The organism is Rhodococcus sp. MTM3W5.2, from assembly GCF_001984015.1.
Taxonomy (GTDB): Bacteria; Actinomycetota; Actinomycetes; order Mycobacteriales; family Mycobacteriaceae; genus Rhodococcus_G; species Rhodococcus_G oryzae.
Genome location: NZ_CP019572.1, coordinates 2700499 through 2727301 on the forward strand (window position 1 = coordinate 2700499; position 26803 = coordinate 2727301).

The window sequence follows — 26803 nt, forward strand, 5'->3', positions numbered from 1 at the left end:
TCCTATGAAGTCAAGGTTCATCGCTTGATTTACGTCGATCTAGCTTACGGCCTTGACCTCGGTGCTGTCGGTCCTGGTCGGCACGCCCATTCGGGCATCCAGGACCAGGCCGATGACGCCGATTACGATGCAGACCGCGGAAAAGGCGAGCAGTGCCGGGTTGGTGTCGCCACCGAGGGCGTTGCCGAGCACCACGACACCGATGGTGCCGGGCAGCACCCCGCCAGGGTGGCGAGCATGTAGGGCAGGAGCCGGACCGACGACACGCCGCTGCAGTAGTTGATGACCGAGAACGGAACCGCGGCGATCAGTCGCAGCGAACCCACGGCCAGCCAGCCCCGCCGTGCGAGCCGGTCGTCGATCGCCTGGATCGCCGGGTGCGTCATCCGCGAGGCGAACGCGTCGCGTCCGACGGCGCGCACGAGCAACAGGGCGAGCACGGCGCTGACGGTGGTCGCGGCGACGGCGATCAGGATTCCGGTCGCCGCCCCGAACAACACCCCGGCACTGAGCGTGAAGACGGTGCGGGGGACCGGGGCAACCGTGACGAGGGCGTGCACGGCGAAGAACACAAGCGGGAAAGCGGGGCCGACGGACCGCGCCCACTCCCGAACCTGCTCGATAGACGGATGCGGCAGGATCAGCGCGGCGACCAGCAGCGCCGCCGCGACCAGCAGCCCGGCGATCAGCTTCGGATCACGAAGGCGCCTGGTCACGTTCGCCAAGAGTACTCGGCGCGGGGCGGCGGCAGGTGACAGTCGCGACCCCGCACTCCCGGCCGTCGGCGTCGGTGCAGGTGACCCGGCTCACCACGACCCGGCGTCCGGCGCGAAGCACCTCGGCCTCGAAGACGACAGGGCGGTCGAGCGGCACGGTCCGGAAGAAGTTGATCCGCAGGGAACTGGTGTCCATGGCGCCCGCCGACCCGGCCGCGGCCGCGTTGCCCGCGAGGTCGTACGCGCAGGCCTGCACGCCGCCGTGCATCACACCGAGCGCGTTGGCGAGCGACCGGTTCGGCGGCACGGTCAGCCGCGCGCCGCGGTCGGTCCGTTCGAGGGTGCCGCCGATCGTCTCCAGCGGCGTCATCGTCGGCCCGGACCCGTCGGCGGGTGCGAGCGGGCGTTCGTCGCGGGATTGCTGGACGCCGTCGACGAAGTTGCCCCAGGCGGTGCCGGTGGCGACCAGTTCGCCTGCGGTGTCGAACACCCGAACCGAACTCATCGCGCCGTCCTCGCCGCGGGTCTCGAGCCTGCCCTCGGCGGTCAGCTGCGGCCCTGTCCATCCGGTCGGCCGGACGAAGTCGACGGACAGGTCGGCGCTGACCAGCCCGGCCCGGTCGCCGCGCCGCTCGTACATGGTGAAACCGAGGCAGTCGTCGAGCAGCACCCCGAGCGCAGCGGTCCTGCCGTGTGGCTCGGGCGCGCCCAGGTCCATCGTCATCCGGTTCACCGCGCCGTCGCGGGTGGCCGGACTGACCCGGAACAGGGCCTGTGGCGTCTTCCGCTCGGCGCCCGTCCGGACATTCGCAATGCTCATTGCGTGGAGGTTACCGAAGGGTAGGTGATCCAGGCGATAGTGGCCGAAAGGGTGCGGCTAGCATCACAGAAACAATGACTGTGTCCGAATATGGAGAGGAAGCAGACACCGTGTCACAAGCTCCTGTGTCACACGCTTCACAGGCCGAGGACGCTGCGCGCGACTACGCGAAGTGGCAGAAGGCTGTGGCCGCGGTGCTGGCGAAGGCCCGCAAGGTCGATGTGGCTGACATGCCCGCCGAACCCGAGCGGCTGCTCGACACCACCACCTACGACGGTGTGACCGTCGCGCCCCTGTACACCCGGCGCGACGAGACCCCCGAAACCACCCTCCCGGGTGTGTTCCCCTTCGTTCGAGGTCGCGACGCTCACCGTGACGTGAACCGCGGCTGGCTCGTCAGCGCCAGTTTCGGTGCGGGCGAAGCGGATCCGAAGGCGGCCAACCAGACGATCCTGGACGGGCTCGAGAACGGCATCAGCGCGATCTGGCTCAGCGCGGGCGGCACCGACCTGCCCGCCGCGACCGTCGCGCAGGCCCTGGACGGGGTGCTGCTCGACCTCGCGCCGCTGACCCTCGACGCGGGCGCCGAGACGGTCACCGCCGCGGAGGCAGTGCTCACCCTGCTGGACGAGCGCGCCGCCGCGGGCGACGGTGTCTCGGATCGCTCCGCGGTCACCGTCAGCTTCGGTGCCGCACCGCTGACCAGTGGCTTCTCCGGTCGCGGCGACATCGACCTGGCCACCGCGGTCGCGCTCGCGCAGACCGCGGCCGGTCGGGCCGAGACGGTCCGCGCCATCACCGTCGACGGCACCGCGTTCCACAACGCGGGCTCGAGCGACGCCGAGGAACTGGGCGCGGCCATCGCGGCCGGGCTGGAGTACCTGCGCGCGCTCACGGGCGCGGGCATCACGATCTCGGCCGCCCTCGGTCAGGTCGAGTTCCGGTTCTCCGCAACCGACGACCAGTTCCAGACCATCGCGAAGTTCCGCGCGGCGCGCCGGCTGTGGGCCCGCATCGCACAGGTCTGCGGCGCCTCCGAGTTCGGCGGTGCTCCGCAGCACGCCGTCACCTCGGCCGCGATGATGTCCCAGCGTGATCCGTGGGTGAACATGCTCCGTACCACTCTCGCCGCGTTCGGTGCCGGTGTCGGCGGTGCCGACGCGGTGACCGTGCTGCCCTTCGACGCGGCGGTGCCCGAGGGCACGCTGGAGACGTCGAAGTCGTTCGGTGCCCGCATCGCCCGCAACACCCAGCTGCTGCTGCTCGAGGAGTCCCACATCGGTCGGGTGCTCGATCCCGGCGCAGGCTCCTGGTATGTCGAGGACCTCACCGTGGCCATCGCGGCGAAGGCGTGGGAGTTCTTCCAGCAGATCGAGGCCGACGGTGGCTACGCGGCGGCGCTCGAGTCGGGCCTGATCGCCGACCGGGTCGCGGCCACCCGCACCGCCCGCGAGTCCGACATCGCCCACCGCAAGACCTCGTTGACCGGTGTCAACGAGTTCCCGAACCTCGACGAGAAGCCGCTGCCGGTCGATTCCGAGTCGCCGTTGGCCGATGTCGCCCGCTATGCGGCGGCCTTCGAGGCCCTGCGGGACCGCTCGGACCGGTACCTGGCGGACAACGGTTCCCGGCCGAAGGTGTTCCTCGCCGCGCTCGGCCCGGTGGCCGAGCACAACGGCCGCACCACCTTCGCCTCGAACCTGCTCGCGTCCGGCGGCATCGAGGCCGTGAACCCGGGCACCCTCGACCTCGCGACCGTGGCGGGCATCGTGCGCGAGGCGGACACCGCCGTGGCGGTGCTCTGCGGCACCGACAAGCGGTACGTCGCCGACGGTGTGCCTGCGGTGGACGCGCTGCGCGCGGCGGGCATCACCACGGTGCTGCTGGCCGGTCCGGAGAAGACCTTTGCCGAGGCGGAAGGCCAGGACCGTCCCGACGGATTCCTCACCGCCCGTATTGATGCGGTGTCGGCGCTGTCCGACCTGCTCGACACCTTGGGAGTGAAATGACCACCCGCGAGGTCAAGCACGTGATCGGCAGCTTTGCCGACGTGCCGCTGACGGACCCCGACTTCCCGGCCCCGCAGGCGCCGACCGCCGACGAGGCGACCGCTCACATCGCGGAGGCCGCGGCGGCGAATCACTACACCGCCGATCAGGTGGTCTGGTCGACCCCGAGGGCATCGACGTCAAGCCGGTCTACACCCAGGCCGATCGAGACGCGGCGCAGGCGCAGGGCTACCCGCTCGACAGCTTCCCCGGTGCGGCCCCGTTCCTGCGCGGGCCCTACCCGACGATGTACGTCAACCAGCCGTGGACCATCCGCCAGTACGCCGGATTCTCCACCGCCGCCGAGTCGAACGCCTTCTACCGGCGCAACCTCGCGTCCGGGCAGAAGGGTCTGTCCGTCGCCTTCGATCTGGCGACCCACCGCGGCTACGACTCCGACCACCCGCGCGTCCAGGGTGACGTCGGAATGGCCGGTGTGGCAATCGATTCCATCCTCGACATGCGTCAGCTCTTCGATGGCATCGACCTGTCCCAGGTGTCGGTGTCGATGACCATGAACGGCGCGGTGCTGCCGATCCTCGCGCTCTACGTCGCCGCGGCGGCCGAGCAGGGCGTCACGCCGGACAAGCTGGCCGGAACCATTCAGAACGACATTCTGAAAGAGTTCATGGTCCGCAACACCTACATCTACCCGCCCAAGCCGTCCATGCGGATCATCTCCGACATCTTCGCGTACACCAGTGCCGAGATGCCGAAGTACAACTCGATCTCCATCTCCGGCTATCACATTCAGGAAGCCGGGGCGACGGCCGACCTGGAGCTGGCCTACACGCTTGCCGACGGTGTCGAGTACATCCGTGCCGGGCTCGACGCGGGCATGGACATCGATGCCTTCGCGCCGCGACTGTCCTTCTTCTGGGCAATCGGCATGAACTTCTTCATGGAGGTCGCGAAGCTGCGGGCCGGCCGACTGCTGTGGGCCGAACTGGTGGCCAAGTTCGATCCCAAGAGCAGCAAGTCGCTCTCGCTCCGCACCCACTCGCAGACCTCGGGCTGGTCGCTCACCGCGCAGGACGTGTTCAACAACGTGCCGCGCACCTGCATCGAGGCGATGGCCGCGACCCAGGGGCACACCCAGTCGCTGCACACCAACGCGCTCGACGAGGCCATCGCGCTGCCGACCGACTTCTCGGCCCGCATCGCCCGCAACACCCAGCTGCTGCTGCAGCAGGAGTCGGGCACGACGCGGCCGATCGACCCGTGGGGCGGCTCGCACTATGTCGAGTGGCTGACCAACGAACTCGCGAACCGCGCCCGCGCGCACATCGCCGAGGTCGAGGCGGCAGGCGGCATGGCGCAGGCCATCGGCGAGGGCATCCCGAAGCTGCGCATCGAGGAGGCCGCCGCCCGCACCCAGGCCCGCATCGACTCCGGCCGGCAGCCGCTGGTCGGCGTCAACAAGTACGTGCCGGACGAGGCCGACAGCATCGAGGTGCTCAAGGTCGAGAACTCGAAGGTGCGCGCCGAGCAGCTCGCCAAGCTCGAGCGCTTGCGGGCGGAGCGGGACGAGGACGCGACGCAGGCCGCGCTCGCCGAGCTCACCAGGGCCGCCGCCTCCACCGAGGGCGGCATGGAGAACAACCTGCTGGCCCTCGCCGTCGTCGCGGCCCGCGCCATGGCGACGGTCGGCGAGATCTCAGACGCGCTGGAGAAGGTGTACGGGCGTCACCAGGCCGAGATCCGGACCATCAGTGGTGTGTACCGGGACGAGGCCGGAAAGGCGGAGAACATCGCCACCGCAACGGAACTCGTTGAGAAGTTCGCCGACTCGGAGGGCCGTCGCCCCCGCATCCTGGTCGCCAAGATGGGCCAGGACGGACACGACCGAGGCCAGAAGGTGATCGCCACGGCGTTCGCGGACCTCGGCTTCGACGTCGACGTGGGACCGCTGTTCCAGACCCCCGACGAGGTGGCCAACCAGGCCGCCGACGCCGACGTGCACGTGGTCGGTGTCTCCTCCCTGGCTGCCGGACACCTGACCCTGGTGCCCGCGCTCCGGGAGGCGCTCGCCGCGGTGGGACGGCCCGACATCATGGTCGTGGTCGGCGGCGTCATCCCGCCAGGCGATTTCGACGAGCTGTACCAGGCAGGCGCGGCCGCGATCTTCCCGCCGGGAACGGTGATCGCGGATGCGGCCACCGGCCTGCTGGAGAAGCTGGCCGCTCAGTTGGGGCACGATCTGAGTGCCAGCTGACAGGCCCGCCCTCGATCTGACGGCCCTCGGCGACGCCGTGCTCGCGAACAAGCGCGCACAGCTCGCGAAGGCCATCACCCTGGTCGAATCGACCAGGGCGGACCACCGGGAGCAGGCGCAGCAGCTGCTGCTGCGCCTGCTCCCGCACGCGGGCGGCGCGATCCGCGTCGGCATCACCGGCGTCCCAGGGGTGGGCAAGTCGACCACCATCGAGGCGCTCGGCATGCACCTGCTCGAGCTCGGTCACAAGGTGGCGGTGCTGGCGGTCGACCCGTCCTCGACCCGCACCGGCGGTTCGATCCTGGGCGACAAGACCCGGATGCAGAACCTGTCGGTGGAGCCGAACGCCTACATCCGGCCGTCCCCGACCTCCGGCACGCTCGGCGGCGTGGCCAAGGCGACCCGCGAGACGATCGTGCTGCTCGAGGCCGCCGGGTACGACGTGATCCTGGTCGAGACCGTCGGCGTCGGCCAGTCCGAGGTGACCGTGGCGAACATGGTCGACACCTTCACCTTCCTCACGCTCGCCAGGACCGGCGACCAGCTCCAGGGCATCAAGAAGGGCGTGCTGGAGCTGGCCGACATCGTCACGGTGAACAAGGCGGACGGCAAGCACGCGATCGAGGCGAAGGCCGCGGCGCGCGAGCTTGCCGGGGCGCTGCGGTTGATCTACCCGCACGACGCGCTCTGGAAGCCGCCGGTGCTGACCATGAGCGCGCTGGAGAACGATGGCGTGGACAAGTTCTGGGACACCGTGCTCCGGCACCGCAAGGTGCTCGGCGACGCGGGGGAGCTCGAGGCCAAGCGGCACCAGCAGCAGGTGGACTGGACCTGGTCGATGGTGCACGACCAGCTGTTGCGCCGGCTCGAGACCGCCCCGGAGGTCAAGGCGATCCGGCACGACGTCGAGCAGCAGGTGCGGGAGGGCTCGCTGACGGCGGCGCTGGCCGCGCACCAGATCCTGGACGCGTTCGACAGGTAGGCGCTTCGCGCCCGTGCGTGGTTAACGAGTCTCTGGACTCGTGAACCGCGCACGGGCGGCGAAGCCGCCCACGCGCTCGATGAGGTGGTCGAAGAACGCGGCCGGGTCGGTGCTGACGGCGATGTCCGCGTTCGGCTCGCGACCCCACATGCCGGCCCAGTCGGCGACGGTGGTGCCGCGGGTGAGGGTGCCCTCGAGTTCGACGTCGACGGTCGCCGGGCGGGTGACGGCCAGGTCGGGATCCAGCGCGAGGGCCGCGGCGAACGGGTCGTGCATGTGCGCGAGGAAGCCCTGGCCGTGGTCGCGGTGGAACTCGAGGTAGAACCGCACCGCATCCGACAGGTGCCGCACGATGGGATTGGACGTGCGCGAGCGGGTTCCGGGCGGGTCCTGTTCGGTGATGAGCTCGGCGGGTTCGCTCCCGGCCACCTGGGCGAGCAGGCGGAGATGCTCCGGTCGCATCTCGATCGTTTCGGTGACGTCGAGGGGGCAGATCAGCGGCCGGCGGTCGGCGGGGACCACCGAGAAGGCCGCGAAGACCTCTTGCGCGGCCTCCGGGTCGACGAAGATGTTCCACTCGCAGGTCGGGGTGGTGTTCCCTGGATGGTTGAACACCCCGCCCATCACGACGAGACGCTTGAGCAGATGGGGGAGCTCGGGCTCGAGCCGCAGCGCAAGGGCGAGGTTGGTGAGCGGCCCGGTGACCAGCCCGGTCACCGTGCCAGGGCGCTCGCGCGCGATCTCGACCCAGGCGCGGGCCGAGCTGCGATCCGACGGCCCGCGGGGCGAGTGCGGCAGCTCCGCGTACCCGATGCCCTGTGGCCCGTGGGTGTCCTCGGTGGTCCGCAGCGGGATTCGCAGCGGTGTGGGTGAGCCGACGGTGACCTCGATGTCGGTCCGACCGCACAGGTCCAGCCATGCCAGGTTGTTCGCGGCGACCTGTGCGACGGGCACGTTGCCGCCGGTGCTGGCGATCGCGAGGATCTCCGCCTCGGGGCTTGCGAGCAGGTAGAGCAGCGCCAGCGAGTCGTCGATGCCGGTGTCGACGTCGACGATCAAGGGAACGGTGGAAGGCACGGTCATCTCAGGCCCCCACGACGGCGGAGGGCCTGTGGTGCACGGGGAAGTTCACCGAGCGCGCGATGAAGCACTTCTCGTGCGCGGCCGAATGCAACTCCGTCAGTTTCGGGAGCATGTCGGCCGCCGTCACCGTGACCTCCGGCCGCAGCACGACCTCCGCGAACTGTCCTGCCCCGCTTGGCTCCTCGGTCATCGTCCCGGTCGGGCGGTCGAGGTAGTCGGTCACCACGACGCCCGCGAGGGCGGCGAGGTTCAGGAACCAGAGCATGTGGCACTGCGACAGGGCGGCGACCAGCAGTTCCTCCGGGTTCCACCGCGTCGGGTCGCCCCGGAACGCGGGATCCGAGCTGCCCGACAGGTCCGGCTTGCCGTCCGCGGTCACCAGATGCTCGCGGCCGTAGGCGCGCGGGTCGGTCGTGCCCGTGCCGTGGTTGCCGGTCCAGGTGACGGTCAGTTCGTAGTGGTGCTCGCGCACGGGGCGGATCCTCTCGGAGCGGTGGTCGGCTGGTCCGGTACTTCGCTGGTCCGGTCAGATCCAGTGCGGCGCATCCACGCCCCAGTCGTGGGCCGGATACGGATACTGGTCGTACTCGGCGAGCGGCGGCCGGGCCGCGGTCGTCGCGCCGTGGGTGACCACGGTCGACGGGCCGGGAAGCCGTGGCGTCGGGGGTGTTTCGATCCGGCCGGGAGCCTCGAGTAGCCAGTGGGCGGTGCGGGCCAGGGCCACCGAGACGGTCCAGCCGATGCCGTCCCCGGTGCGCATCGCGAGCGCATCGATGACCCCGGCCGCGAGCAGGTACCCGCTGCCGTGGTCGAGCGCCTGCACCGGCAGCGCGCCCGGATGGTCGTCGCCCTCGATCAGCGCGATCCCGGTGGCGGCCTGGACTATCGAGTCGAAGCCGCGGCGGTCCGCCCACGGTCCCTCCGATCCCCAGGCGCTGACGCTTCCGCGGATCAGCCCTGGCCGGTCCTCGTCGAGCCCGAACCGGTCGAGGGCGCCGGGGCGGTACCCGGTGAGCAGGACGTCCGCGGTGTCCAGCAGGTCGCGCATGACGGCCGCGCCCTCCGTGCTGCCGAGATCCAGCAGCGCGGACCGTTTCCCCTGCCCGGTGTCCCGGTGTTGCCAGTCGATCTCGTGCAGGTGCGGGGGGTCGACCCGCAGCACCTGGGCGCCGAGCAGCGCCAGCGCGCGGCCGGCGACGGGCCCGGCCAGCACCCTGGTGAGGTCGAGAACCCGGACCCCGGCCAGCGGGCGGTGTGGATCGGTGGGCGGAGCGCCGCGGTCGCCCGCGGTGTCCGCGGCATCGGAGGTCATCCGGACCAGCGGGCCGTCGCCGGCCTGTGGGCCCGCGCGCCATTCCGCCTCGGTGCGCACGGCGGCCGCGATGGCACCCGCCTCGGCCGCGCGGTCCTCGACCTCGTGTTTCGCGAGTTCGCCGATCCGTGCGGAGACCAGGCCCGGGTCGGCGTCGTCCGGAAGGTCAAGGGCGCGCAACAGTCTCGCGTGGTGATGCGGGTAGTTCGCGTGGGTGCGGACCCAACCGTCGGCGGCGGCGAAGAACCCCGACAGCGGGGCGAACCCGGAGACGGGCGCGCCGTCGATCCGCATCGCCTTGTCTCCCGCGAACGAGGCCGCGATCCGCTCGGGGTCCAGCGTGCGGTCCTGCGGGGGCAGGCCGCCCGCGAGGAGCAACCGGTTCACCGCCGAGACGAGGGCGGCGACCGAGCCGAAGGCGAGCGCGGGCACCGGCAACCGGGCGGTGAGGTAACCGGTGTCGGGTGCGCAGTCGATCGTGGCGGTCCCCGCGGGCAGCAGGCGGCACTCGCGTTCGTAGTCGCGCCGAAGGTCGTCCGCAGGCCCCATGGGGCAACGGTACCGAAGACTACGATGGCGCGATGATCCGCGCAGCCGCAGCAACTCTGAGTCGACCGGCCCTCGCTGCGCTCGGCGGTTTCGCCGCGGTGTCCGCCGTGCACCTGATCGCGCAGCTCGCCGGCGCCGACGGGATCGCCAACGTGAGCCAGTGGTTCCTGATGCCGCTGCTGGCGCTCGTCCTGCTGCTGGCGGCGCCTGCTCCGCGGCAGAGGTCGGTCACGCTGACGCTGATCGCCCTCGGATTCTCCTGGCTCGGCGACACGGCGCCCGACCTGACCGGCGGCGACGCGGCGTTCCTGGTGATGATCGGGTTCTTCCTGCTCGCCCAGCTCGCCTACATCGCCGCATTCTGGCCGTACCGCGGCGCGGTGCGCCGATCGGCGGTGCTCGGCTACGCCGTGGCGGTGGCGGGCCTGTTCGCGGCGTGTGCGTCCGGCGCGGGCGCGCTGCTGGTCCCCGCGCTGATCTACGGGGTCTGTCTCGGCGCCATGGCCGCGCTGTCCACCGGTGTGGGGGCCGTCGCGGCGGTCGGCGGCGCGCTGTTCCTCGTCTCGGACTCGATGATCGCCCTCGGCGCCTTCGCGGACTGGTTCGACCCGCCCGCGTCCGGCCTCCTGATCATGTCGACCTACATCGCCGGGCAGCTGCTCCTCACGGCGGGCGTGCTGGCGGCCGCACGCGCGACCGCGAGCACTCCCGTCGTGACTAGTTCCGCCGGGCGCTGATCTCGATGCCCGCGGTGCGCAACCGGTCCACGAGCGCGTCGCCGATCGCCGTCGCGGGCGTCAGCACGCCCGCCGCGTCGGGCAGTGCATCCCTGTCGAGCGCGAGGGCGAGCGCCGATTCGCCGAGCATCACCGCGGTCGCGGCGTAGCCCGGGTCACCCTTCGCCCGCACCCGGGCGACGTAGCGGGCGCCGGTGCTGGTGGTGGTGTACGTGTCGGTCGTGAAATGGCCTGCGGCCCGGGCCTTCTCGCTCGGTCCCTCGCCGGGCTTGGGGAGCACCCGGTCGAGGACGTACCGGGTGGGGCCGAAGGCGAGGCCGGCCATCAGTGCGCCGAGGCCGGCGGACACCCCCGCCGCGAAGACGGGCGAGAGCACCGACTGCCCGACGCTCATCACCTCGCGGTACCGGAACGCGCGGCCGTACTCCCACTTGCGCAGCGCATTGCTCCGGCGCACGACCCTGGTGTTGGTCGAGCCCATCACGAACGGCGCGGTGCGGCCGCCGAGGCCGGGCGCGATGTCCGCTCCCTTCAGCATCTCGACGTCGGACTGGCGGCCGAGGTCGGGCTCGGCGGTGAGGTCCGGGCTCAGCGAGTACGGGTTCACCGCGATGCGGCGCGCGGACTTGTCGGCCTTGACGGTGTCGACGAGGTTGCGCATCGAGTCGATGGTGCCGCCGCTGACGCCGCCACGCAGCGAGCTGACGACCATCGTGGTGTCGGTGAGGTCGCCCTCGCCGTCGGCCGCGACCTGCTTGTGCAGGACGTGCACTCCGATGTCGGAGGGGATGGAGTCGAACCCGCAGGAATGCACGATCCGGGCCCCGGAGGCCACCGCGACATCGTGGTACCTGTCGATGCTCTCGCGGCCGAACAGCACCTCGCCGCTCAGATCGACGTAGTCGGTGCCCGCCTCGGCGCAGGCCCTGACCAGGTCGATGCCGTACTTGGCGTACGGGCCGACGGTGGTGATCACGACGTGGGCGGACTCGGCGAGCGCGGTCAGGGAGGCGGGATCGTCCGCGTTCGCGACGATGATCGGCCACTGCGCCGCGGCGGGGCCGAGTTCGGCCCGCACCGTCTCCAGCTTGGCCGCGGATCGCCCGGCGAGACCGATCCGCGCGCCGCGCGGGGCGCTCCTGGCCAGGTACTGCGCGGTGAGCTTGCCGACGAATCCGGTGGCGCCGTAGACGACGATGTCGAGATCGCGAGTGCGGGTCATGCATCAGAACCCTACGCGGATCACCGCGTTCGCGGCCGCCCCGCTACCAGCTCCACGTGTGCACCGGCTCGCCCGAGTGCATCCGTTCCAGGTACTCGCACAGCATGGACCTCAGGGCGCTGTCGCGCGACTGACCGGCACGTTCCCGCGCGGCCACGCACTCGCGCTGCCACACCGATCCGCTCCTGGCCGCGCGAGCGCGGCCCTCGATCACGCCCAGGTACTTGTCGCGGAGGCCGGCGTCGACCCCCAATTCCTCGAGTCCCGCGTCCGCCATCGGCAGCAGTGTGCGCTGCACCAGGTCTTGCGGACTCACCGCGCCGTTCCCCGGCCACTGCATCACGGAGTCGAATCCGTTCCTCGCGCCGACCCGAAGGTTCTCCTCCGCGGCGGCGAACGGCATCTGGGTCCACAGCGGTCGGTCGGAGCGGGCGAGCGAGCGAAGCGTGCCGTAGTAGAACGCGGCATCGGCGAGGGTGTCGACGATGGTCGGGCCAGCGGGCAGCACGCGGTTCTCCAGGCGCAGCGGCATCCGGGCGTCGGTGGGGTCGTAGACCGGTCGATTCCACCGGTAGATGGTTCCGTTGTGCATCGTGAGCTCGGCGAGTTCGGGGGTGCCGCCGCCCGCGACCACCGCGACGGGGTCCTCGGGCGTGCACGCCGGCAGGAGCGCGGGGAAGTAGCGCGAGTTCTCCTCGAACAGGTCGAAGATCGACGTTATCCAGCGCTCACCGAACCACACCCGCGGGCGGACGCCCTGATTCCTGAGCTCCGGTGGCCGGGAGTCGATGGCCTGCTCGAACAACGGGATCCGGGTTTCGTTCCAGAGCGCGCGCCCGGCGAAGAACGGCGAGTTGGCGGCGAGCACCACCTGGATCCCGACCAGGATCTGGGCGGCGTTCCAGTGCGCGGCATAGGTGGCGGGGGAGACCTGCAGATGCAGTTGGACCGAGGTGCACGCGGCCTCCGGGAGGATGGTGTGGGCGACGGTGGTCAGGCGTTCGGCGCTGGAGCGGCCTGGCAGCGGCACCCCCGCGATGCTCAGCTCGAAGTCCTCGCCCCTCGCGGCGAGGATCTGCTGCTCCAGGACGGTGTACCTGGTGTCGGCCGACATCCACTTTTGCTCGAAATGACCCTCACGCAGGGTGGGCAGGATGCCGATCATCGCGAGCCGGCCGCCGGACTCGCGGGCGCGGGCATCCGCGAGGTCGAGCGAGGCACGCAGGTCGTCCTCGAGTGCGGCGAGATTCGCGCCCGCCAGGGGCCTCGGCTCGACATTGATCTCGATGTTGAACTGTGCGAGCTCGGACTGATACTTCGGGCCCGCGAGGTCGGCGAGCACCGCGGCGTTCACCATGGCGGGGTCGCAGTTCTCGTCGACCAGGTTCAGCTCGATCTCCATGCCCATCTTCGGGCTGGGGATCTCGGCGTCGGCGTTCTCGAGGAGGGTGGCCAGGGCATCGAGACAGGCCTGCACCTTCTCGCGGAAGTCCTGCCGGTCCCGGCGCGAGAACTTCAGCCGTGTCACCTCGTGGCCCATGGGTACTCCTCGGCCGGTGCTGACGTCCCGGACTCAGTATCCCCGCTTTGGGCCCCGCGTCGTAGCGGCGCGCTGGGCGTAGCGACTGCTTGCAGGTCGCTCGAAAGTGGCTGCCGTCACCAGGGGGACGGCTTGTAGTCCTTGAGGAAGCAGCCGTACAGGTCGACGCCCTGTTCGCCCTGCACGATCGGGTCGTACACCCGGGCCGCGCCGTCGACCAGGTCGAGCGGGGCGTGGAAGCCCTCGTCGGCGAGGCGGACCTTGGTGTAGTGCGGGCGTTCGTCGGTGATCCAACCGGTGTCGACGGCGGTCATCAGGATGCCGTCCTCATCGAGCATCTCCTTGGCGCTGGTGCGGGTCAGCATGTTCAGCGCTGCCTTGGCCATGTTGGTGTGCGGATGCCCGGCACCCTTGTACGCGCGGCTGAACTGGCCCTCCATCGCGGAGACGTTGACCACGTACTTGCGGCGTGCGGCCGCGGCGGCCATCGCGGGGCGCAGCCGGGACACCAGGATGAACGGCGCCACCGAGTTGCACAGCTGCACCTCGAGCAGCTCGATCGGATCGACCTCCGCGACGGTCTGGACCCAGCTGTTGGTGTGCGCGAGGTCGGGCACCAGGCCGCCCGCGTCGATCGCGATGCCCTGCTCGATGCGTTCGAGGGAGGCGGAACCGGCAACCAGCGCGAGCTCGCTGACCTGGTGGATCACCGACTCCGGCGTCGGCAGCGAACTGGCAAGCGAGGCCGGGTGCGCGTCGCTGGTCTTGCCGAAGGTCAGCACGTCCGGCAGTTCGCCTGCGGGCAGCGGGCCGGACTCGGCCTCCGCGAGCGCGGAGTAGGCGCCGGGGGAGCGTCGGACGGTCTGAGCCGCGTTGTTGATGAGGATGTCCAACGGACCCTGCTCGGCCACCGAGTCGGCGAGCGAGACGACCTGCGCGGGATCGCGCAGGTCGATGCCGACCACCCGCAGCCGGTGGATCCAGTCGCCGCTGTCCTCCATCGCCTTGAAGCGGCGGATCGCGTCGTTGGGGAAGCGGGTGGTGATGGTGAGGTGGGCGCCGTCGCGCAGCAGCCGCAGCGCGATGTACATGCCGATCTTGGCCCGGCCGCCGGTGAGCAGCGCCCGCCTGCCGGTCAGGTCCGTGCTGGCGTCGCGCTTGGCGTGGCTGCTGGCCGCGCACTCGGGGCAGAGCTGGTGGTAGAACGCGTCGACGACCGTGTAGCGCTGCTTGCAGATGTAGCAGGGCCGCGGGCGGATCAGGGTGCCCGCGCTCGCGCCCGGGGCGTTCGAGGTGAGCAGCACGCCCGCGGTCTCGTCGTCGATGCGCTCGGGCGAACCGGTGGCGGTCGAGGCCACGACCTGGCGGTCGGCCTCGGAGACGGCGTCGCGCGCCTCCACCCGTCGGCGCCGCTTGAGCTGCTTGAACATCTTGCCGCTGGCCCGCTGGAGGACCATCGAATCCGGGTGGTCGGCGTCGAGGCTGCCGGCCTCGGACAGCACGCGCAGGCAGATCTCCAGGTCGGCGGGATCGATGCCCGTCATTGGTTGTGCCATCGGTAGGTCGCTCAGTTCTGATCTCGAAGTGCCGGTCGACGTCGGATTCTACCGAGTCCGGGGATGCGCCGAGACCATCGCAGTTTCCGCCGATACAGGTGGTGACATCGCTCACAAGCCCGAGGAGGATTTCGGTATCGGGGGATTCGTCGGCAGTCGATGCCGATCACCGAAAGGCCGAGATCATGAATGAGATGAATGGTTCCACGGATCCGCCCCGGTTCCCGATGGCAGTGACCGACGACATGGCCAGTCCGAACTCGCTGCTGCACGTCGAGTCGGTGGTACCCGTCGAGGCCCCGGTGCAGAAGGACGGACCGTTCCTGCCGGAACTGACGGAGGTCGATCTCCTCGTCCGCGCGGCGGACGCCCGTCGTGAGTTCAACGTCGGAGGTTCCGGTGTCACCGTCGCGGTGCTGGACACCGGATTACGCACCACACACGTGGATTTCGCCGGCCGGGTGGTGCCGGGGCGCAATTTCACCCGCGACAACGGCGGCGACCCCGCGGATGTCTCGGACGGTCACGGCCATGGCACGAACGTGGCGGGAATCGTGTGCGCGGCGCGGATCCACACCGGCATCGCCCCGAACGCACGCATCGTCCCGGTCAAGGTCCTGGACGACAGCGGAGGCGGGAGCTTCACGGACATTCGAGACGGACTGGACTGGGTGCTCGAGCGGCGGTCGTCGCTGGGCATCTCGGCCGTCTGCATGGCGCTCGGCGCCTCGGACAACAGGACGACCGACACCGACATGCCGGGCGACGGCATCGGCGCCCTGCTCCAGGAACTGACCGACGAGGGCGTCTGCTGTTGTGTGTCGGCGGGTAACGACTACTACGCGCACGGCGGCTTGCAGGGGATGAGCTATCCGGCGATCTTCCGGCAGACGATCAGTGTCGGGTCGGTCTACGACGCCGACGAGGGCAGCTTCCGCTACCGGGATGGGGCGAAGGCGTTCGAGACGGCGGCCGACCGCATGACGCCGTTCTCGCAGCGGCTGCACCGCAAGATCGGCGGGCCGTGCGCGACGGACATCTTCGCGCCGGGGTCGCCGGTGACATCGGCCGGCATCCTCAACGACACCGGCGAGTCGCTCCAGTTCGGGACGAGCCAGGCGACACCGATCGCGACCGGCGTGGTCCTGCTGTTGCAGTCCTTCTACCTGCGGACCAGGGGCGAACTGCCCTCGGTCGCCGACGTGAAGCGGTGGCTGGTTCGCGGCGCCACCGTCATCTACGACGGCGACGACGAGCACGACAACGTCGGGCACACCGGGCTGTCCTTCCCGAGGGTCAGCGCGGTCGGTTCGCTGCTCGCCTGTGCGAAGGACCTGGCGATGCGCGAACTGACGGCCGCCGAGCACGCCAGGGCGGAGGCGGCCACGGGCCGACGATGATGTCGGACAAGATAATTCGGAGAAACGAAAAAGGCCCCGGATCGTGATCCGGGGCCTTGCTCGTCTGTCTCAACTCAGAGTGCGCGAGGGGGACTTGAACCCCCACGTCCATTAGTAGGACACTAGCACCTCAAGCTAGCGCGTCTGCCATTCCGCCACTCGCGCATGCACACCTTGTTGTTTGCCCGCCGTGTTCTGCGTGCTGGGAAAGATTAGCTGATGCAGCGCCCCACACCAAAATCAGCGCGTCTGCGCTGCTAGGAGGGGGTGCTCGGTGGTAGGAAAGTGGGGTGTCAGACATCAAGATCAACTCCGATCGCGGCCGCGCCGAGGCCGAAGTCGTCGAACTGGTCAGCGCGCTGATCCGATTCGACACCTCCAACACCGGTGAGCTCGCCACCACCAAGGGGGAGCGCGAGTGTGCCCAGTGGGTGGCCGCCCGGCTCGAGGAGGTGGGCTACGAGACCGAGTACGTCGAATCCGGCGCGCCCGGCCGCGGGAACGTCTTCGCCAGGCTGCGGGGCGCCGACCCGTCCCGTGGCGCGCTGCTGATCCACGGTCACCTCGACGTCGTGCCCGCCGAGCCCGCGGACTGGAGCGTGCACCCGTTCTCCGGGGCGGTCGAGGACGGCTATGTCTGGGGCCGCGGGGCGATCGACATGAAGGACATGGTCGGGATGACCCTCGCGCTGGCGCGCCAGTTCAAGGCGGAGGGCACCGTGCCGCCGCGGGATCTGGTGTTCGCGTTCCTCGCCGACGAGGAGGCGGGCGGCAAGTATGGGTCGCAGTGGCTGGTCGAACATCGCCCGGACCTGTTCGACGGGGTCACCGAGGCGGTCGGTGAGGTCGGTGGCTTCTCGCTGAGCGTGCCGCGCCCCGATGGCAGTGAGGCCCGGCTGTACCTGGTGGAGACGGCGGAGAAGGGGCTTGGCTGGATGCGGCTGACGGCCAAGGCCCGCGCCGGTCATGGGTCCTTCCTGCACGAGGACAACGCCGTCACGATCCTGGCCGAGGCGGTCGCGCGGCTGGGCAGGCACACCTTCCCGCTGGTGGTGCCCGACTCGGTCGCCGAGTTCCTCGGCGCGGTGAGCGCGGAGACGGGGGTCGAGTTCGACCCGACCTCACCGGACATCGACGGCACGCTCGAGAAGCTCGGGACGATCTCGCGGATCATCGGGGCGACGCTGCGTGACACCGCGAACCCGACCATGCTCAGCGCCGGGTACAAGGCGAACGTGATCCCGCAGACCGCCGAGGCCGTGGTCGACTGCCGCGTGCTCCCCGGCAGGCAGGCCGCCTTCGAGCGGGAGGTGGACGAGCTGATCGGGCCGGACGTCACCCGCGAATGGATCACCAAGCTGGACTCCTACGAGACCACCTTCGACGGGCACCTGGTGGACGCGATGAACGCCGCGATCCTCGCACACGACGAGAACGGCAGGACGGTGCCGTACATGCTGTCCGGTGGCACGGACGCGAAGGCGTTCGCGAAGCTGGGGATCCGCTGCTTCGGGTTCGCGCCGCTGCAGTTGCCGCCGGAGCTCGACTTCACCGCCCTCTTCCACGGCGTCGACGAGCGGGTGCCCGTCGACGCGCTCGAGTTCGGTACCCGAGTTCTCGAGCATTTTCTCCATAATTGCTAGTGCCAGCAATCCTTCGAGTGATCGCTCCGGTTCCGCCCCTCACCCGCTGAAAGGTCTCACCATGGCTTCCTCGCACAATCCCTACGACGCGCTTCCCGAGCTCCCGTCGTTCACGCTGACCTCGACGGACATCGAGGACGGCCAGGTCCTGGCCAACGCCCAGGTGAGCGGGATCTTCGGGGCCGGCGGCCAGGACATCTCCCCGCAGCTGTCGTGGTCTGGGTTCCCCGCGGAGACGAAGAGCTTCGCGGTCACGGTGTTCGATCCGGACGCCCCCACCGCCTCCGGCTTCTGGCACTGGGCCGTCGCGAACATCCCGGTGACGGTGACGTCGCTGGCGTCCGGGGCCGGCACCGCCGACGGGTCCGGACTGCCCGAGGGCGCGGTGCAACTGCTCAACGACGGCGGCCTGTACGGGTACCTCGGTGCCGCGCCGCCGGCCGGGCACGGCCCGCACCGGTACATCGTCGCGGTGCACGCGGTCGGGGCGGAGAAGCTGGATGTGGACGCGACGGTCAGCCCGGCCCGCCTGGGATTCAACCTCTACAGTCACGCGATCGCGCGCGCAACGCTGACCGGGACATACGAGCAGTAGCAAACCGATCGGTGCGCGGGGCCCTCGAAGCGGTCGGTTGGGGCCCAGCGCATCGGTGAGGGAATTGGAGCGGGGAGCGAGCATGGAGATGCGGGTCTACGGGGAGCCGTACGAGACCGCCAAGGGCGCCACGATCATCACCGTCGCCCGGCTCGGCGGCCGCCGCTTCGGCCCGCGCGACGTCGCGGCGGTGCCCATCGGCGTGTTCGTCATCCACGACGGGAAGGCCTCCTGGACGACCGCCGTCGACGAGACCCGATTAGCGCTGATGGCCGTGTCCATCGGCCTGGCGTCGGCGGTCATAGCGACGCTGGCCGTTCTCCGCCGTCCGCCCTGGCCCGATCTTTCGCGACCCTGACGTCTGCCGGTCAGCCGCCGTGGCCGAGGGGTTGAACGCGACGCGGTACCAGTTGCCCGTAGCGGGATCCTGCGTGCACGGGACGATGACGATGGCGCGCGACGTCTGTTCGAGAAGCGCGACCTTGCTGCACAGATATTGGGCCGACTCGCCGGAAAACTCCGACCGGTAGAGCGGTCCGAACTCCGATGGCCGCGCGCTCGCGGTTGCGGTGCCGAGCGTGGCCCCGAGGAAGACGGGTGCCGCCAGCAGTCCGAGAATCGTTGTGCGCGACTGGTCTGCCTCTTCTGCACGGGTGCTCCTCCGTTGACGTGACGAACGGTCCTGCTTGTTCCGTCGCCGGTGGATGCAGGAGTGTAACGGCGATTGCTTACGATCGACCCGAGGAGAAATTCGCGTACCTCGACCCCACGGTGTGCAGTTGATGCCCTCAATGCACGGCGTTTGTTCTGGCGCCGTATGCAGCGCGTTTTCGCGTAGGACCCACCTCGTGGCGTTCGTGATGAACTCACCGGCATGGCTGGTGATGTGATCGTGTAACCGTGTAACCGTGTCACCGCGGCGGACGGTCGGTGGCTGCCCGTGACGAGCCCGATGGTCCGGTCACCCACCCGGACAGGGTGATGGCCACGAGGTCGGGGTGAGGTGTCTCCGCGGCCGGCAGCGGGGCGATGCCGAGCCCGTGTCCTACGAGGACCCGTATCGTCTCGAACCCGCTGATCTCGAACGCAACGTGTGGCGTGAACCCTGCTCGGGCGCACCACGAGTCGAGGCGTTGCCGTAGCTGGTAAGGCGGCGGGCTGGCGATGAAGTGCTCTTTGGCGAGTGCTGCGAGGTCCACCTGGCTGCGTCTGGCCAGCGGGTGGGTACGGGCGACGTGGAGCAGGATGGTCGCCAACCCGGAGGCCGGAGAGAGGTGGACCGTGCGTGCCACCGCGAGCGCGCCGACCAACTGGGATATCGGCCAGAGTTCGAATCAACCCGGCCGCCGAGTCCTGCCATGGTTGTTTCAACCGTGCCATCTGGACTGATAGGTCACGGGGGTTCGCTATCGCGGCCCGTTGGGTATGAAGACCGCTGTAGAACCGCTCGCGGTTCAGTCAGAAACTGAGTAGTGGACCACTCGTGCGCTTTGGACGGGGGGAGCGAACTATTGATGTGTGAACCGTCCTGGGTATCGTGCCGCTCCTACTGCAGCCGAAGCACGGGTAGCGGGATCCGAAACGAAAGGGAGTCATTCAATGATCAAAACCCACACGGTCGTCGCGGGAGATACCCTGTCGGCGATTGCGAAACGATTCTATGGGCAGGCGGCGCTTTTCGATCTTATCGCCGCCGCCAGCGGGGTTCGCGATCCCGATTTGATACAAATCGGGATGGTACTGATCATCCCCGAAGTGAGCCGCAAGCACACGGTGGTGGACGGCGAAACTCTGTCTGGCTTGGCGGGGCATTTCTATCACCCGCAGAATTCTCACCTGTTCCCGTTGATCGCCGCGGCGAACGGAATTAGCGATCCCGACGAAATCCAAACCGGCCAGGTACTGATCATCCCCGGCATTGTGTACAAGGTCGTTTCCGGCGACACCCTATCCAAGCTCGCCAAGCGCTTCTACGGTGACGAGACTCTGTTCCCGCTGATCGCCGACGCGAACGAGATCGCGAACCCCGACGTTATTCGCGTCGGCCAAGAACTGATCATTCCCCGACGAGCTAGGAGATAGGCATGGCAGCCGAATATCATACGGTCGTCGCAGGCGAGACCCTGTCGGGGATCGTCAAGAAAAGTACGGCGATCTGAAATTCCTCCAGAAGATTGTCGACATCAACGACATCGCGGACCCGAACCTAATCTTCGTCGACCAGGAGATCATGCTCCCCCGCGGTCCAACCTCAGCTGACCGCGGGCCACACCGGATGTCAATTCGGGCACTCCTGACGTTCTCGTGGGTCAATTCCGGCGCCCCGGCAGCGTCGGATGGGAACCGATGCGACCTGCGGGTACACGACGAGACACGCCGTGTGACATGAGGGACGGATGTGCCCTGTGGGGCTTGGATGGGAGCGACGCGGGTGGGGTCGTCGGAGAACTCCCGCGGTGCTTTCGGGTGATGGTGCGGGCGTTGCCGGCCGATGTGCGGGCGCGGGTGCCGCGGAGCGGGCCAATCACGAGGGTTCGGCGGCCACAGCGGAATCGGGTGAAGACGACCTGCCGGGTTGACGATGCCGAAGACCGTGGTCGAGCACGCAGGTTTTTGCACGGCGTACGGGGTGGAGTCCACCCGGGCGCCGCGGTGAGGCCACGGCACCCGGGCGCTCCGATGGGTGACCGGGAGGACGAGGTGTTCGTGAAGTCCGTGAATCCGCTGCCGCAGTACGATATCGGCGGCACCGACCTGGGCGTCCCGTTCCGTACGCCCACGGTCGTATCGGATTCGTCCTCGGCGACACGTTCGCCGGGGCCGCGCGACCGGGATCCGAGATGGGTGCTGGTAGGTCCGCACCGGGCGACGACGGCACGGATCAGGCCGGCCGGCCCCGGGCCAGCCCACCACGAACGCCTGCAGACGCGTCACCCCTGGGGACCCTCCGCAGGGAACGTGTGCGGGGACACCGCCGAGTAGGCGAGCCCGGTCGGCGCACGAGGCCACCGGCGCGAGGCGCAGGAAGCGGCAGCGATGGGACACCCCGGCAGACCGAGTCGGGCCACGCACGTTGTCCACCAACCTAGTTCATCCACCACACGAGGCACAGATGTCAAGGTTTCGGCAACCCAACCCGGACGGAGTGACTCCCCGGACGCGGCACACCGATGCCTGGTCCTCGTTGATGATTGTCCTGGCGCTTCTCGTCATCGGGCTGGTGTTGATCGCGGTGTATGCGTTCGCGACCTCGGGAACCCATCTCAGCTATGCATCGGTCGGGATGCTCGTCGCGGCGGCCGCGCTGGCAGCGGGCGCGCTGATCGGGTTCGTCCTCGGGGTGCCCAAGGCGGTGTCCTCCGGAGAAACTCGTCTGCGGGCATCCGATCGCGGCGCGGGAGACGCGGCGGCGGTGCAGGCAGCCGATGGTGGGGCGGGGCTGTTCCCGGCCGGGATGTGAGTTTCCTGCCCAGTTCGAATCTCGCGGAAATCAGTGATTGGTTGACGAAGCTTTTGCTCGGTGCCGGGCTGGTGGGGCTGACCAAGCTTGGTCCCCCCTCGGGTTTTTGGTGCAAACGGTCGCTTCCGGGCTCACGGAGCCCTCCCCGACCGGCACCGTCAGCGGGGCTGCGATGGTGGTGGCGGGTGCCATCCTGTGCTTTTATCTTGTGCTCGGGGTCCTCGTCGGGTATATCGTCACCTCGTTGGGATACACCGGGCGACTCAACCGCGGCAGTCGGTGACAACCACGAGGGGCCCGCTCCCGCAACCCCTGCTAGCGCAGTTGGAACCCGCTGAGTTTTGTTGCTGACATCGCCAGCAACCGCTAATCCGCCTTCGCGCAGCGACGTTGTGAACTCTTGCTGTTTGCGAGTGGCGCGCGCCATGAACTCATCGGCGTTTCACCATCTTTGATTCGACTCGGGTGGACAGTTCGAGGAAGTCCGATCGAATGGCTGCCGCTTGCCAACACCGTGGTTGGCTCGCCCACCACTGTCATCCCGGCTCAGGTCGCGATCCCGCAATCGGATTGGGTGTATATCCGTTCGATTGTTCCCACCTTGTCGGAATCGGGGACGTACTCTGCGACTCGATCCGCGCAATCGACTCTCGGGTCACGCAGGTTGTAGCCGATCTGTTCGGTGATTCGATCGGGGAACCGGTGGCCGGAATGGTCCACGAGAAATAGTCAAGTCCTGTGGATCGAGGGTCGTCAGGCGACGTCGGACGTTGCTGTGTGCCGGGGTCGATACCCTGCCGCGGCGTGTGCAGTGACCGCGATGATCGTTCTGTGCCCGCGTAGTCCCCTACAACGGCTCGAACCCTGCGCTACGCGGGTGCGCGGATCAGAGGAGTCGGGAGGTCAGCACGGGTTGCTCATTCGCTGCGGTGAGGGGGACAAGTTCGGACACGGAGTCGGAGGCGGCGCCGACATAGGCCGTCATCGGCGCGGCAGTGCTCCGGCCGATCCGGCATGCCACTGCCGTCGCCTTGATGGAGATGTAGTCGATCTGCGACCCGTAGGCGACGGGTTTGCCCAGGATGGTCACGTCTCCCACGACGAATCCCTTGTCCGCTGGGATCTCGTAGACGGCCCGCACCGGATGTGTCTCGTCGCCGCGCAGGTAGGTCCAGTACGACTTGGGGTCGGAACCGTCTGGGGTTTTCCATCCGGCGACCGAAAGGTCGTGGAAGTTGAGGCCGACGGGGTTGGCGAGGGCTAGGTCCGCCTTCATCCGGGCCACCGAGTTGATCACGCCGCCGATGTGCGGGTCGCTGTTGCGTTGCGGGGCGCCGTAGGCGCCGCACTCGATCAGCTCCTGCTCCCCGGTCAGGACCCTGCCGTCGATCTGGCGGACGATGCTGGCCGCCGCGCACAGCTCGATCTCCGCGGCCAACGTGTTGGCGGCCTGAACCAGGTGCATGGCGCCGTTGGTGGTGTCGGTGTTCCAGCGGTTGCGCCGGATGTAGCGGCCGGCGGCGTCGAACAGATCTTCCTTCTCGACCTCGCCGCTGACGTGCTCGTGGTAGAGGGCCACCACGGTGGCGGGGTCGTCCTGGGCGAGAACGTCCAAGTACTCGGGTCCTTCGCAGGTGAAGGTCACCCGGGTCACCTTGCCTCCGGTGCGGGTCACGCTCCATTCGCAGTATTCGTCTGCAGGTCACGGGAGCCGTCCGCGGCGATCCATCGCTGGCGATCGGAGGTGGCCCGAATCATCACCTGCCGCGGAAAGCCGATCCAGCTCACGTCCTGGTGGATGGCGTCGGTGTCGGTCTTGGTCAGGTTATAGAACTGTGCCCGGGGCTGTCGTTGGCCTTCTCCTCGGGATTTCCCCCGGATCGCCCGGTCGGTGACATCGGCGAGGAAGTTGCTCCAGTGCTTGCGTCCGGTGGGGCTGAGGTCCGTGACGTTGCCGGGAGGGTTGAAGACGTCGAGGGTCATCGGATTATCCTTCGTCGAGGGTCATTTGGGGCGAACTGTTCCGTCGGGCTGCATTTCGAGCAGCGCGGCGTCGGCGGGGATGCTGGTGTGGGGGAGGGTGAGGGTGACCTCGGCGAGCTTGGTGGCACGGAATTCGCGTCGCCGGGGCTCGGCCAGTCGGACGTAGTCGTCGACCCGGTCGGGTTGGGTGGCCAGCCGGTGCACGACGGTCATGTACATCTCGATCCGGGAGGCGAATTCGTCGCGCCACGCGATCTCGTGCAGCGTCCAGTTGGCGGCGAACTCGTGTTCGGGCGAGTTCGCAGGCAGGTCCCTCGCCGCGGCGACAATGGCGTCGGCGATGACGTCGGACAGGCCGCCGTCGGCAGCGGGGGTGGTGGCTGTGGTGGTGGGGCAGTGCTCGAGGAGGGCGGCGCGGCGCGGGCTGTATAAGGGGTTGGCAAAATCCATCATCAGCACGCAGGCGGCGAATCGTGGGGTGATGAGGTTGCCGGTAGTCAGTTGCACGATGAGGTCGAGGTCCTCGAAGGCGGGCTCGGGGACCGCGAAGGAGAAGAAGCTATCGCCCTCATGCACGAAATCACCCTCCACGAGCGCAAAGTCGTACCTGTCGACGCATCGCAGGTAGTGCTTGCCTGCCATCTCAGGCAGCACGAACTCGGCGGGGATCTCCAGGAGGTCGAGAAGGGCTTCGCTGTTGAGCCAGAACGTCAGCGGCGGTGCGAACAGCTCGGCCGGCCGCAGGCGCCGGTACTCGACCGGGCTGGTGGCCAGGTTCACGGTGGTTGTGGTGCACAGCAGCTGCCGGATCAACCAGTCAGGGTGCTCGATAGTGCCGGACCGGGTCTCGGCCGCCAGCCGGGCCTCGGTCCAGCGGGCCACCGCCGACCGCACCGTCAGTTCGAGATCCTCGGCGCCGGTCAGCGGCGGCGTCCGGTACAGAGGGTGGTTGCGTAGCGGATCGTCCTGCGTCAGCAGCAGGGCGGAGTTCTGCGACATCGACAGAGCCCATGGAACTCGGTCCATCGTAGGCGCGGTGCACGTCGGGGTCATGGGCTTTACCGAACATTTGTCCCCAATTCTCGGCGTGCTTCGGATGTCCGACTCCCGGAGCGGATTCAGCCCAAGCAGTCGGGGTTCTGGGGGCAGGCGTTGGGGGTCTGAAATCGAGTAGTCCGATACTCGTGCCGGGATCGACACCCGAGACGCACCCTTATGGGTGGAACTGCGCGGCGACGTCTCGCCCCACGAGCGCCGGCTGTGCCGCGCAGCGGCTCTCGAGAGGGAGAAGAACTGTGAATGCGGGCCCGATGGAAGGCTGTTCGATGCACAGGGCATCGTCGCCGGTCGTACGGTGCGCCCCCGATTCTCGTCACGCCCGAAAGCCCCGGCCATGACGGACTCTGACCCACGGACACGTCGAATACATCAAGGTGGGATAGGTCGAGCACGTTGGGGTTCATCCCGAACACGGATGTCGTGCTGGCGGGTCCCTACTTCGGCCCGAGCGGGACGAGATCCAGCGCTGTCGGCGCCGGATCGGGACATTCGGACGACACGAAGGCCGTTGGTCGGAGAGATACCGGATCTCCGAATCGACCGGGCCGCGAGGACGACATGACGACGGTTTTGCTCACGAGGCACGAGGACATCAACCTGCCCGCCGTCTCTCCCGACCCGGAGTTGAACGCCGTCGGCATCGAGCGGGCGGAGGCGCTAGCCCACGCCGTCGGGGCCGCACGGGCCGACGCGGTGTTCACGTCGTCGTTCCTTCGCACGAAGCAGATAGCCGCGCCGCTGGCCACCCGTATTCGAGTGCAGCCGCGCCAGGTTCTGCCGCCGGCGAAGTTTGCGCGGCAGGTCCGCGCGGGTGCTCTCGGTGAGGTCGTTCTGGTGGTGGGCCACAGCAACACCGTTCTCGAGATGATCGCAGAATTCGGCGCCGCACCGATTCGCCCAAGGCGGCGTGAAGGCACCGTTCGTATTCGCTGGCCCCGGCGAGGTCCTGCCGAAGAGCTACAGATAGAGCGATACGTAAGTGGACAACGTGACGGAAGGGCAGCGGACGCGGCGTACCAGGCGATGCCGATCAAGCAGCCTGCCGCGTAGACCGTTCACCAATAGGAATCAACCGTTTCGGTCGAGAAGAGGAGACCCATTATGGCTGTTACTCGATGGCCGAATTTGGTCACCGGACCGCTGGGAAGCAGGATGGCGAAATTCCTGGAGTCCTACCCCAAGACGGACGAGATATACATAACTAGCGGAATGGACGGAGACCACGGCTCGGTTCCACACCACTACGGTCTCTCGTACAACGGATCGCCGACAGCAGCACTCGACATCGGCGCCGGCGAGGTCTGTGCCGGCTCGCCGAAGTTGCGGGACTTCGCAAAAATGGCTGTACGACAACTACGCCGGCTCCACCGTCGAGTTGATCCACTCGACACCGTTCGCAGGCGCCCGCACTTACGAGGATTGAAGCAAGCGCATCCCCGGGCGGGCGTCATGTCTGTGCGGTGGTGGACGAATTGGGCCTCGGTCGGGCTGTGTGCCTTGACGCTAGTTGGGTGCGGGGCTGATGGTGGCGGCGAGTCGCTGTATCCGGCCCGCGAGGGGACCTCCGCTTCGGGTGACCGAGTAGCTCCGGGAACCCGCGAAGAAGCCTCCAAGTCGCCCGGTCTGGCGGCGCCACAAGGAGTACAGCCCAGGCCCCGCCCGGGCCGAGTGGTTCTTTCGCCGCTCAAGTTCGGGGCAGGAGCCAACGCACCCTCCATAGATGACATCCGAGCAAAACTCACGGCTCAGCTGGTCCAAGCTTGCGGCGGCGAACTGTGCGTCGATGTCGTGAGCGAGGTCGTTGCCAATGATCTCCCCGGTTTCACGTGTCACGTCGTAGCCATTGTGCCCGAACCAGGGGAGGGCGTGATGATCGATCGCGG

At 68.6% G+C, this 26803-nt stretch carries 21 protein-coding genes, 1 tRNA gene and 2 pseudogenes; 11 read left to right on the forward strand and 13 right to left on the reverse strand.

Features of this window, described 5'->3' with window-relative positions:
• Positions 1-39 precede the first annotated feature (39 nt).
• Together BTZ20_RS12485 and BTZ20_RS12490 are read right to left on the reverse strand one after the other, a co-directional pair.
• Positions 40-716 (reverse strand): annotated as a pseudogene (locus BTZ20_RS12485) (TVP38/TMEM64 family protein).
• On the reverse strand, positions 697-1536 hold the full coding sequence (locus tag BTZ20_RS12490; RefSeq protein ID WP_077041576.1) for a PaaI family thioesterase: 840 nt from the start codon (positions 1534-1536) through the stop codon (positions 697-699). The pseudogene BTZ20_RS12485 and the gene BTZ20_RS12490 overlap by 20 nt, the downstream one beginning before the upstream one ends.
• Positions 1537-1661: 125 nt before the next feature.
• On the opposite strand from BTZ20_RS12490, the gene BTZ20_RS12495 reads away from it, so the two are divergent.
• The 3 genes and pseudogenes from BTZ20_RS12495 (at position 1662) to meaB (ending at position 6781) form a co-directional block, all read left to right on the forward strand.
• Positions 1662-3545: a methylmalonyl-CoA mutase family protein gene (locus BTZ20_RS12495; RefSeq protein ID WP_077041577.1), complete on the forward strand. Its 1884-nt coding sequence runs from the start codon at positions 1662-1664 to the stop codon at positions 3543-3545.
• Positions 3542-5799, forward strand: a pseudogene (gene scpA / locus BTZ20_RS12500) (methylmalonyl-CoA mutase). The gene BTZ20_RS12495 and the pseudogene scpA overlap by 4 nt, the downstream one beginning before the upstream one ends.
• Positions 5789-6781 carry a methylmalonyl Co-A mutase-associated GTPase MeaB gene (gene meaB / locus BTZ20_RS12505; RefSeq protein ID WP_083742646.1) on the forward strand — a complete coding sequence of 331 codons (993 nt, stop codon included), beginning with the start codon at positions 5789-5791 and terminating at the stop codon, positions 6779-6781. Before scpA ends, meaB begins: the two are co-directional and overlap by 11 nt.
• A gap of 21 nt (positions 6782-6802) precedes the next feature.
• Here the strand turns inward: meaB and BTZ20_RS12510 are convergent, their stop codons facing one another.
• The 3 genes from BTZ20_RS12510 to BTZ20_RS12520 are packed head-to-tail and all read right to left on the reverse strand — an operon-like array spanning position 6803 to position 9725.
• Positions 6803-7864 (reverse strand): nucleoside hydrolase, encoded by a 1062-nt coding sequence (locus BTZ20_RS12510; protein ID WP_077041578.1) that lies wholly within the window; start codon positions 7862-7864, stop codon positions 6803-6805.
• A gap of 1 nt (position 7865) precedes the next feature.
• Positions 7866-8336 carry an OsmC family protein gene (locus BTZ20_RS12515; RefSeq protein WP_077041579.1) on the reverse strand — a complete coding sequence of 157 codons (471 nt, stop codon included), beginning with the start codon at positions 8334-8336 and terminating at the stop codon, positions 7866-7868.
• A gap of 54 nt (positions 8337-8390) precedes the next feature.
• On the reverse strand, positions 8391-9725 hold the full coding sequence (locus tag BTZ20_RS12520; protein ID WP_083742647.1) for a CoA transferase: 1335 nt from the start codon (positions 9723-9725) through the stop codon (positions 8391-8393).
• Positions 9726-9757: 32 nt separating this feature from the next.
• Between BTZ20_RS12520 and BTZ20_RS12525 the strand changes: the two genes are divergently transcribed.
• Complete coding sequence (locus tag BTZ20_RS12525) at positions 9758-10462, forward strand: lysoplasmalogenase (protein WP_077041580.1); 705 nt, start codon at positions 9758-9760, stop codon at positions 10460-10462.
• On the opposite strand, the gene BTZ20_RS12530 is transcribed toward BTZ20_RS12525, so the two are convergent.
• The 3 genes from BTZ20_RS12530 to BTZ20_RS12540 form a co-directional block, all read right to left on the reverse strand.
• Positions 10443-11684, reverse strand: coding sequence for a saccharopine dehydrogenase family protein (locus BTZ20_RS12530; protein ID WP_077041581.1), 1242 nt, complete (start codon positions 11682-11684; stop codon positions 10443-10445). The genes BTZ20_RS12525 and BTZ20_RS12530 overlap by 20 nt on opposite strands.
• Before the next feature lie 43 nt (positions 11685-11727).
• A complete protein-coding gene (locus tag BTZ20_RS12535; RefSeq protein ID WP_077041582.1) occupies positions 11728-13224 on the reverse strand; it encodes a glutamate--cysteine ligase in 1497 nt (498 codons plus the stop codon).
• Between the two features lie 116 nt (positions 13225-13340).
• Positions 13341-14780, reverse strand: a complete 1440-nt coding sequence (locus tag BTZ20_RS12540) for an SDR family NAD(P)-dependent oxidoreductase (protein ID WP_077041583.1) — start codon at positions 14778-14780, stop codon at positions 13341-13343.
• A 194-nt stretch (positions 14781-14974) separates the two neighbouring features.
• Here BTZ20_RS12540 and BTZ20_RS12545 point away from each other — a divergent pair, with 194 nt between their 5' ends.
• The gene (locus BTZ20_RS12545; protein WP_223263744.1) at positions 14975-16180 is read left to right on the forward strand and encodes a S8 family peptidase; all 1206 of its coding nucleotides are present in this window, start codon (positions 14975-14977) and stop codon (positions 16178-16180) included.
• A gap of 79 nt (positions 16181-16259) precedes the next feature.
• Here the strand turns inward: BTZ20_RS12545 and BTZ20_RS12550 are convergent.
• Positions 16260-16346: transfer RNA gene (locus BTZ20_RS12550), tRNA-Leu, on the reverse strand.
• 124 nt (positions 16347-16470) lie between these two features.
• Here BTZ20_RS12550 and BTZ20_RS12555 point away from each other — a divergent pair.
• From BTZ20_RS12555 to BTZ20_RS12565, 3 genes are all read left to right on the forward strand, one after another.
• A complete protein-coding gene (locus BTZ20_RS12555; protein WP_077041585.1) occupies positions 16471-17823 on the forward strand; it encodes a M20/M25/M40 family metallo-hydrolase in 1353 nt (450 codons plus the stop codon).
• Positions 17824-17884: 61 nt separating this feature from the next.
• Entirely contained in the window at positions 17885-18418 is a 534-nt protein-coding gene (locus BTZ20_RS12560) for a YbhB/YbcL family Raf kinase inhibitor-like protein (RefSeq protein WP_077041586.1), read from the forward strand.
• A gap of 82 nt (positions 18419-18500) precedes the next feature.
• Positions 18501-18776, forward strand: a complete 276-nt coding sequence (locus BTZ20_RS12565; RefSeq protein WP_077041587.1) for a hypothetical protein — start codon at positions 18501-18503, stop codon at positions 18774-18776.
• A gap of 553 nt (positions 18777-19329) precedes the next feature.
• Here the strand turns inward: BTZ20_RS12565 and BTZ20_RS12570 are convergent.
• Positions 19330-19710 carry a LysR family transcriptional regulator substrate-binding protein gene (locus tag BTZ20_RS12570; RefSeq protein WP_189636644.1) on the reverse strand — a complete coding sequence of 127 codons (381 nt, stop codon included), beginning with the start codon at positions 19708-19710 and terminating at the stop codon, positions 19330-19332.
• A 307-nt stretch (positions 19711-20017) separates the two neighbouring features.
• Here BTZ20_RS12570 and BTZ20_RS12575 point away from each other — a divergent pair, with 307 nt between their 5' ends.
• Together BTZ20_RS12575 and BTZ20_RS12585 are read left to right on the forward strand one after the other, a co-directional pair.
• Positions 20018-20500, forward strand: a complete 483-nt coding sequence (locus tag BTZ20_RS12575; protein ID WP_077041589.1) for a LysM peptidoglycan-binding domain-containing protein — start codon at positions 20018-20020, stop codon at positions 20498-20500.
• 1063 nt (positions 20501-21563) lie between these two features.
• Positions 21564-21878 carry a hypothetical protein gene (locus tag BTZ20_RS12585; protein ID WP_145982281.1) on the forward strand — a complete coding sequence of 105 codons (315 nt, stop codon included), beginning with the start codon at positions 21564-21566 and terminating at the stop codon, positions 21876-21878.
• 886 nt (positions 21879-22764) lie between these two features.
• On the opposite strand, the gene BTZ20_RS12590 is transcribed toward BTZ20_RS12585, so the two are convergent.
• The 3 genes from BTZ20_RS12590 to BTZ20_RS12600 are packed head-to-tail and all read right to left on the reverse strand — an operon-like array spanning position 22765 to position 24860.
• Positions 22765-23553: a hypothetical protein gene (locus BTZ20_RS12590; RefSeq protein ID WP_077041592.1), complete on the reverse strand. Its 789-nt coding sequence runs from the start codon at positions 23551-23553 to the stop codon at positions 22765-22767.
• Positions 23550-23861 (reverse strand): hypothetical protein, encoded by a 312-nt coding sequence (locus BTZ20_RS12595; RefSeq protein WP_077041593.1) that lies wholly within the window; start codon positions 23859-23861, stop codon positions 23550-23552. Before BTZ20_RS12595 ends, BTZ20_RS12590 begins: the two co-directional genes overlap by 4 nt.
• Positions 23862-23882: 21 nt before the next feature.
• Positions 23883-24860, reverse strand: a complete 978-nt coding sequence (locus BTZ20_RS12600; protein WP_077041594.1) for a hypothetical protein — start codon at positions 24858-24860, stop codon at positions 23883-23885.
• A gap of 618 nt (positions 24861-25478) precedes the next feature.
• Here BTZ20_RS12600 and BTZ20_RS12605 point away from each other — a divergent pair.
• On the forward strand, positions 25479-25970 hold the full coding sequence (locus BTZ20_RS12605) for a phosphoglycerate mutase family protein (RefSeq protein WP_077041595.1): 492 nt from the start codon (positions 25479-25481) through the stop codon (positions 25968-25970).
• The last annotated feature ends 833 nt before the right edge of the window (positions 25971-26803 follow it).

Coding starts and splice junctions, on each gene's coding strand:
- BTZ20_RS12490 (WP_077041576.1), bottom strand. CDS start 1,536: ATGAGCATTGCGAATGTCCGGACGGGCGCCGAGCGGAAGACGCCACAG.
- BTZ20_RS12510 (WP_077041578.1), bottom strand. CDS start 7,864: ATGACCGTGCCTTCCACCGTTCCCTTGATCGTCGACGTCGACACCGGC.
- BTZ20_RS12520 (WP_083742647.1), bottom strand. CDS start 9,725: ATGGGGCCTGCGGACGACCTTCGGCGCGACTACGAACGCGAGTGCCGC.
- BTZ20_RS12525 (WP_077041580.1), top strand. CDS start 9,758: ATGATCCGCGCAGCCGCAGCAACTCTGAGTCGACCGGCCCTCGCTGCG.
- BTZ20_RS12530 (WP_077041581.1), bottom strand. CDS start 11,684: ATGACCCGCACTCGCGATCTCGACATCGTCGTCTACGGCGCCACCGGA.
- BTZ20_RS12535 (WP_077041582.1), bottom strand. CDS start 13,224: ATGGGCCACGAGGTGACACGGCTGAAGTTCTCGCGCCGGGACCGGCAG.
- BTZ20_RS12540 (WP_077041583.1), bottom strand. CDS start 14,780: ATGGCACAACCAATGACGGGCATCGATCCCGCCGACCTGGAGATCTGC.
- BTZ20_RS12545 (WP_223263744.1), top strand. CDS start 14,975: ATGAATGGTTCCACGGATCCGCCCCGGTTCCCGATGGCAGTGACCGAC.
- BTZ20_RS12560 (WP_077041586.1), top strand. CDS start 17,885: ATGGCTTCCTCGCACAATCCCTACGACGCGCTTCCCGAGCTCCCGTCG.
- BTZ20_RS12565 (WP_077041587.1), top strand. CDS start 18,501: ATGGAGATGCGGGTCTACGGGGAGCCGTACGAGACCGCCAAGGGCGCC.
- BTZ20_RS12575 (WP_077041589.1), top strand. CDS start 20,018: ATGATCAAAACCCACACGGTCGTCGCGGGAGATACCCTGTCGGCGATT.
- BTZ20_RS12595 (WP_077041593.1), bottom strand. CDS start 23,861: ATGACCCTCGACGTCTTCAACCCTCCCGGCAACGTCACGGACCTCAGC.
- BTZ20_RS12600 (WP_077041594.1), bottom strand. CDS start 24,860: ATGTCGCAGAACTCCGCCCTGCTGCTGACGCAGGACGATCCGCTACGC.
- BTZ20_RS12605 (WP_077041595.1), top strand. CDS start 25,479: ATGACGACGGTTTTGCTCACGAGGCACGAGGACATCAACCTGCCCGCC.